This window comes from Marinomonas transparens (assembly GCF_016463975.1).
Taxonomy (GTDB): Bacteria; Pseudomonadota; Gammaproteobacteria; order Pseudomonadales; family Marinomonadaceae; genus Marinomonas; species Marinomonas transparens.
Genome location: NZ_JAEMNX010000052.1, coordinates 1 through 5,868 on the forward strand (window position 1 = coordinate 1; position 5,868 = coordinate 5,868).

Annotated in this window: 3 protein-coding genes; 2 read left to right on the forward strand and 1 reads right to left on the reverse strand. The window is 45.3% G+C overall.

Annotation, left to right across the window (positions count from 1 at the left end):
- Positions 1–3,916: hemagglutinin repeat-containing protein (locus tag I8J31_RS20535; RefSeq protein WP_199470452.1), on the forward strand; the 3,916-nt coding region annotated here is incomplete at its 5' end.
- Positions 3,917–3,919: 3 nt separating this feature from the next.
- The gene (locus I8J31_RS20540; RefSeq protein WP_199470453.1) at positions 3,920–4,243 is read left to right on the forward strand and encodes a hypothetical protein; all 324 of its coding nucleotides are present in this window, start codon (positions 3,920–3,922) and stop codon (positions 4,241–4,243) included.
- Between the two features lie 260 nt (positions 4,244–4,503).
- Here the strand turns inward: I8J31_RS20540 and I8J31_RS20545 are convergent, their stop codons facing one another.
- The gene (locus I8J31_RS20545) at positions 4,504–5,451 is read right to left on the reverse strand and encodes an IS30 family transposase (protein WP_199470454.1); all 948 of its coding nucleotides are present in this window, start codon (positions 5,449–5,451) and stop codon (positions 4,504–4,506) included.
- Positions 5,452–5,868 lie beyond the last annotated feature (417 nt).

Here is a 5,868-nt window from a genome sequence, read left to right on the forward strand (position 1 = left end):
CATCACTGTGGGCACCCAAGCGGTACAAAGCAGCGAATGGAGTGAATCCTCTTCTGGTTTCCGTGGCATCCTTAAAGACGTAGTGAAAACAGTGGCGGTGGTCGCTTCCAGTGTTGGGATTGACAGTGAAATCAAAATTGGTGAATCCCGTGCGACTCGTACTGACACCCTAAGACAAAGAACCACGACCTTAGCGGCCAACGACCTCGACATTGATGCGCAAAATAATGTGGCCCTGATTGGTGCCAATGTGGCCGTTACCGATACCGCGACGATCAACGCCAACAACGTCACCATTGATGCGGCCCAAGAACAAACGGTCGTTACAGAATCTCATACCGAAAAAACTTTCTCAGCCGAAGGCCCGACCTTAGAAGAAGATCAAATCAGCCTGACGAGCTTGATTGAAACTGAGCAAACTGAAAAAACCACCACTACCGAAAACACGTGGGCAGGCAGCAACATCACTGCAGGCAATCTAACGATCAATGCTGATCAAAACGTGGCAATTCTAGCCAGTGATATAAGCGTGCAAAACGACGCTGACATCCAAGGAGAAAACATCCTAGTCGGTGGACGTGAAGACACCACAAACACCACCCACGACAGCATCACCGAAACTAAAACCGTGACCGTCGGTGTGAAAAATGCCTATGTGGACGTGGCACTGGCGATTAGAGCGCTGGATAAAGCTAAAGACGCAGTGAGCGACGCTAAAAAGGCGTATAACGAAGCGAAAACAAAAGTTGCAGAAGGCCGTCTTCCGGCCAGTGACTTGGATTTTTACAAGGTCAACTTAACCGCGGCCACTGCGAACGTTGCGAATGCAACCTTAGCCATTACGAGTGCAGGCGCGACAGCCGCTGCGAGTACAGGAACCTATGGCTTCTATGCGACAGCAGGTGCCACCACCCAAACCGATACCACCAGCACGACCAGCACCCAAACCAACTGGAATGGCTCTAACATCAGCGTAGGCGGCAACACCAGCTTAACTGCTAGCAACAACCTTACCGTTGAAGGTTCCACCGTGGATACCGCAGGACAGCTTGCATTGGATGCGGAAAATATCGACATCATAGCGGGTAAAAATACCTATAGCGAAAGCACAGAAAGTCACAGTGAAGGGACCAGCGCCAATATTAGCCTCAATTTTGCTGATGGCTTTAGTGGCGTTGCCAGTGTTGCCGGATCTGGTGGCGTGAATGCCAGCAAAAGCAGCAGTGAGAGCCAAAGTACTCAACAGGTTAACAGCGGTTTAAGTGCGGGCAGTATTGTTAGTATGAGTGAAAGCCTTACCATTGAAGGCGGTAACCTCAACGCAGGTGAGATCGATATCACCACCGACAACCTAGTCGTGACCAGCCTACAAGACACTTCTACCAGCTCAAGTAAAAGCTCTGGAGGAAACGTCGGTTTTGGCGGCAGTGGTGTCAGCAGTGTTGGTATCAACGCGAGCAAGAGTGAAGGTGAGAGGAACTGGGTTGATCAACAAAGCGGCATTACCGGCGGAACTGTCAACATCACCGCTAAAGACACCAGCCTAACGGGCGCCGTTATCGCGGCCGTAGATGAAAATGGCAACAGCACCGACCAATTGACCTTAACCACTGACACCCTAACCGTAGCTGACTTACAAGACACCGACACCAGCAAATCCATGGGAATCGACCTTTCCTTAAGTGCGGACTCCACCACGGTAGGCGCTAACTTCAACGGACATGAAAAAGAACAACTCACCAAAGCCACCGTTGGCTTGGGTAACGTCACTGTGGGCGGTGTTAGCATCGATGAGCAATCTGAGTTCGCTGACCTCAACCGAAAAGCTGCAGACAGCCAAGAAATCACCAAAGACATAGAGCGCGGTGGGTTAAATGCCACCGCAACCGTAGACAATCGAGTCTTTACGGAAGAAGGGCGTAACAGCATTAAGAAAGACGTGCTGGATACCAGGGAGCATGCGAAAGAAATTGCGCAGGCGGTTGAGGATGTAGCGACTACCGACCAAAGTGTTTTAGAAGTGTTTGGTAATGTTCAAGACTATGCGAAGGAACGCATTGTTTTGACCCAAAAAGCCATGGATGAAGCTGCCCAAGAAAAACTCAAAGGAGAAAAGGGCGCAGAAGGTAGCCAAGAAGGCATGCAAGCGCTCAGTGACGCTCTAAGCGAAGAACAAGGGTTAGCCAGTAACGCAAATGTAGAAATATACGATGGTACACAAGTTGATGATAACACCCTGGCCATCGATAAAACCGCCGTTAATAAGACCGAAGTGGAAGGCGCCTACCATGAAGCCAGTGGCTCTATCCTAGTTAACATGGATAAAACGGACATGACTGACAGTAGCAAGGTCGCCGCTACGGTTGTTCATGAACAAACTCGTCATAGACTTGCTCAAGAAGGGGAAACCGGCACCCTGAGTCGTGATGATCAAACCACAATTGCCACCAACCATGGTGATCGTGCTGGAGAAGTCTGGTCAGCCTACAGTGGCCTTGCGGGAATAAGTACGAAAAGCACCACATCACAAACCACATGGAATGCTACAAACAAAACCAGCTCAGTGGTTCAAGCGGGCACCGCACACATCGCGAGCATTGAGAATACCGAATTAAAGGCACGCCAATTTAATCGTAATGAAGCCTCCATTCTAGATAAGGCAAGAGCCGCGATTAAAGCCAGCCCGTTAACCCAAGAGGCTCAAGCTCAGAAAATTGAACAGCTCGAACAATTGGCCTGTGCGGAAGTGAAATGTGGTGCGGGTATTTCAGAAAACGACGTGGAATACGCCACGCAATTTAAAGGCATGCAAGAAGCAGGAGAAACGTTAAAAGATAATGGACAAAGCTTGACATCTCTTCTTGATGAACTAGGGGTGGCGTCGACGAGTACTAAGGAAGTAGGGCGAGTACCTAGAGATGTTGAGACGGAAGAGTTTCAATATGGTCTTGCTGATACGGTGAATGATTTTGCTGCCCGTAATGAGGAAAAAGTGGATAAGGTAGAGCAAGTCAGTAAGGTAGCTGCAGGAGCTGTTGGGGTAGCTGCGTCTACAGGACTTTGTTCTACTGGTATTGGTTGTCTAGGTGGCGCAGTATTGGGGGCAGCGAGTGCAAGTGCTGCTGTGGATGGAGTAAATGCATTAAGTTCAGAATATACGTATCAGAATGGTCAACGAGTTGCCGATTCTTTTAGTACAGAAACCCATGGGGGGAACCATAACCCTGTATTAGATGCTACTTTAGGTATCGCGCCTAACTTGTTGGTTGCCGGAGGGTCTTTAAAGGCAGCTCAAAACTCAGCGAGCAATGTTCTTTCTATGTTTGATGAGGCTAAGGTTATTGGTAAACAGGTAGCTAGCGTTAGCCAAACAGCTGTCAGCCCAACAATGCTGAATGTAGTGAATGGTGGTGTTGCTGGTGGTATGGGGGGGGCTGCGTCGGCGGAGGAAGGAAATAAAACCCAAGGTGCGCTTATTGGTTTTTCGGTAGGTGCACTTACAGGTTTAGCGCCAGGTCCTAATGGTGGAATAAAAACTTTTGCTGTAGGAGCTTTTGCTAATGGGGTGGGCCAAGGGGCTAGTTTGACTGCAGAAGAGTTTCAAAAAAACGAGGCCACAGGTTTTGATTTTGAGTACCTTAAAATAATTGATCCTGTGCAAGCTACAACTTCTGGTTTGGCTGCTTTAGGTGCAAATAAATTTGTAACCAAACCTATAATGAACAAGGTAAAAGATGTTCCTGTTACTACGCCAGGTGTGTTTAGTTCTAGAGTTCTTCCTAAGCCACTTGTAGCTGTTACAGTTGCCGCAGGTGTAGAGGGGGGTATTATTGGAGCAGTTGACGGGAACTATAATTCTGTTAAGAAAAAAGTCACTGAAAAGATAAATAAAGTAATTGAAGAGATAGAAAAATAAATCATGATGGTATTGTTAGGTATATTGTTTTTAGCCCTACATTTTTATATCTGTAAAATTAGCGTAGGCTTTTTTTATTATTTAGGTATGTTGAATATTAAGAATATAAAAAATTTATTTCTTCAAAATATTATATATTTAATTACCTTAGTTCTAGTTGTCGCAAATATTTTATTGAATCTTTTTACTCCTCTAATGATTAATGAAAAACTAGGCTTTGTTTTTTTTTCTCATGATAAAACTGATCCGCTATTATGGTATGGGGTATTTGTACTTGTATTAACAACTTGGCTTGCTTATAAAAAATATCCATATGTAAATAGGTAAGAAATTTAACAAGACACCCAGCCTAACTTGACGATTTTTTCTACCACTGTATATTTGAGGCTCTTCACCCTTTGTGGTGGGCGGAATTTAACGTACCACCCATCTCTCAAAGCCCGTTATATCAAGTGATTGGCTTTTTATTATCCGCTTTCATTACAGGTTTTATTATAGGAAAGGGGCTATTACCTCTGATCAACCTTGAAGCAAAATGACATTCCAGCGAGGCGCGAATTCAACTCCGAAGTGCAACACTCCCTAACTTAGGTCACCTTGCTTAGTTCATTAAAGACGATGACTGGTGGCCTAAAGCCCAAACATTTTCTTGGGCGCTCATTTAATTCCTTCTCAATACGCTTTAAATCCTGGTCTGAGATTGTTCTAAGATCGATCCCTTTACGAATATATTGACGCAAGAGACCATTGAAGTTTTCATTTAATCCTCTCTCCCATGATGCGTATGGACGAGCAAAATAGACTTGCGCTTTTAACTTACTGGCAAACAAAGCATGATCGCAAAATTCACTACCATTATCGGCGGTAATGGTATGGACGTACTTTCGATACCGCCAAAGCATATTAACCACAGCATGAGCGACATCTTTGGCTGTTTTTGCGGGTACTTTTTTTAGTATATATAGCTTCGATTTTCGCTCTGCTATTGTGACGATGGCCCCCGTTCCATGTTTTCCTAAAACCGTGTCTATCTCCCAATCCTCTAGACGACTTTTGTCATTAACGATTTCAGGGCGGTCTTCAATTCCTACGCGATTTGGAATAACCGATCTCTTAGTATTTTTTCCTCTGCGATAACGCTTATGGCCTTGCCTTAAAGACTTGTAAAGCTTCCCGCCAGCTTGCTTATCTTGAGATATGTAACGGTAAATCCATTCGTGACTAACGGATAAACCAATCCGTTTCCCAACGCCTGAGATTTGCTCGGGACTCCATTTTTTCTCTAAACAGAGCACTATCCAACTTTCAGCGAGAGGGTGTACTTTTCTCTTAGCTGCATTTACTCGTCGGGCCTGTGCTTTCTGGCTCGCTTCTTTTGGACAATACTTTTTCTGATTGGTATTTCTGTTCAATTCTCGACAAATGGTACTACGATGAACACAAAGCCTTCTTGCAATGTCACTTTGATTTAGTCCTAGCTGCAAATAACTGAGAATCTGGTATCGTTGCCCTTCGGTCAACTGCTTGTAACTCATGGTAAATACTTCTTTTGTTTGGCGACTTATAGAGTATCACCAACAGGCAGTTGATCTCTCATCACCTACTCAACCATGAGTGTTGCACTTATTTTATGAATTCACGGGTAGGCGTTAGTTTCGAGTAGTAATGTCATTTTGCTGCAACATCCAATCCAACCAATGCCTCTGATGTTTTAACCATTCACTGTCTCCTTCAACTATCTAAAACAAACCGACTAGCCTTCGTCATTGACCCTTTCTGCGTTTTACTCTAGCATTCCTCTTGCACTGGCAAAATCCAGTGTCGGGATTAGTACCCCGCATTACCAAAGCGGCCTAAAACACGCCCCGCGTGTTTTTTTATGGCCGGAGTCTACCTTTATGGTGGGTTGGCTCCATTGCTAGTCCTCCAAAATGGAATAAGATGGCTCTCTT

Bases quoted from the DNA above. Each gene is read 5' to 3' on its own strand.
- I8J31_RS20540 (WP_199470453.1), top strand. From the start codon at position 3,920: ATGATGGTATTGTTAGGTATATTGTTTTTAGCCCTACATTTTTATATC.
- I8J31_RS20545 (WP_199470454.1), bottom strand. From the start codon at position 5,451: ATGAGTTACAAGCAGTTGACCGAAGGGCAACGATACCAGATTCTCAGT.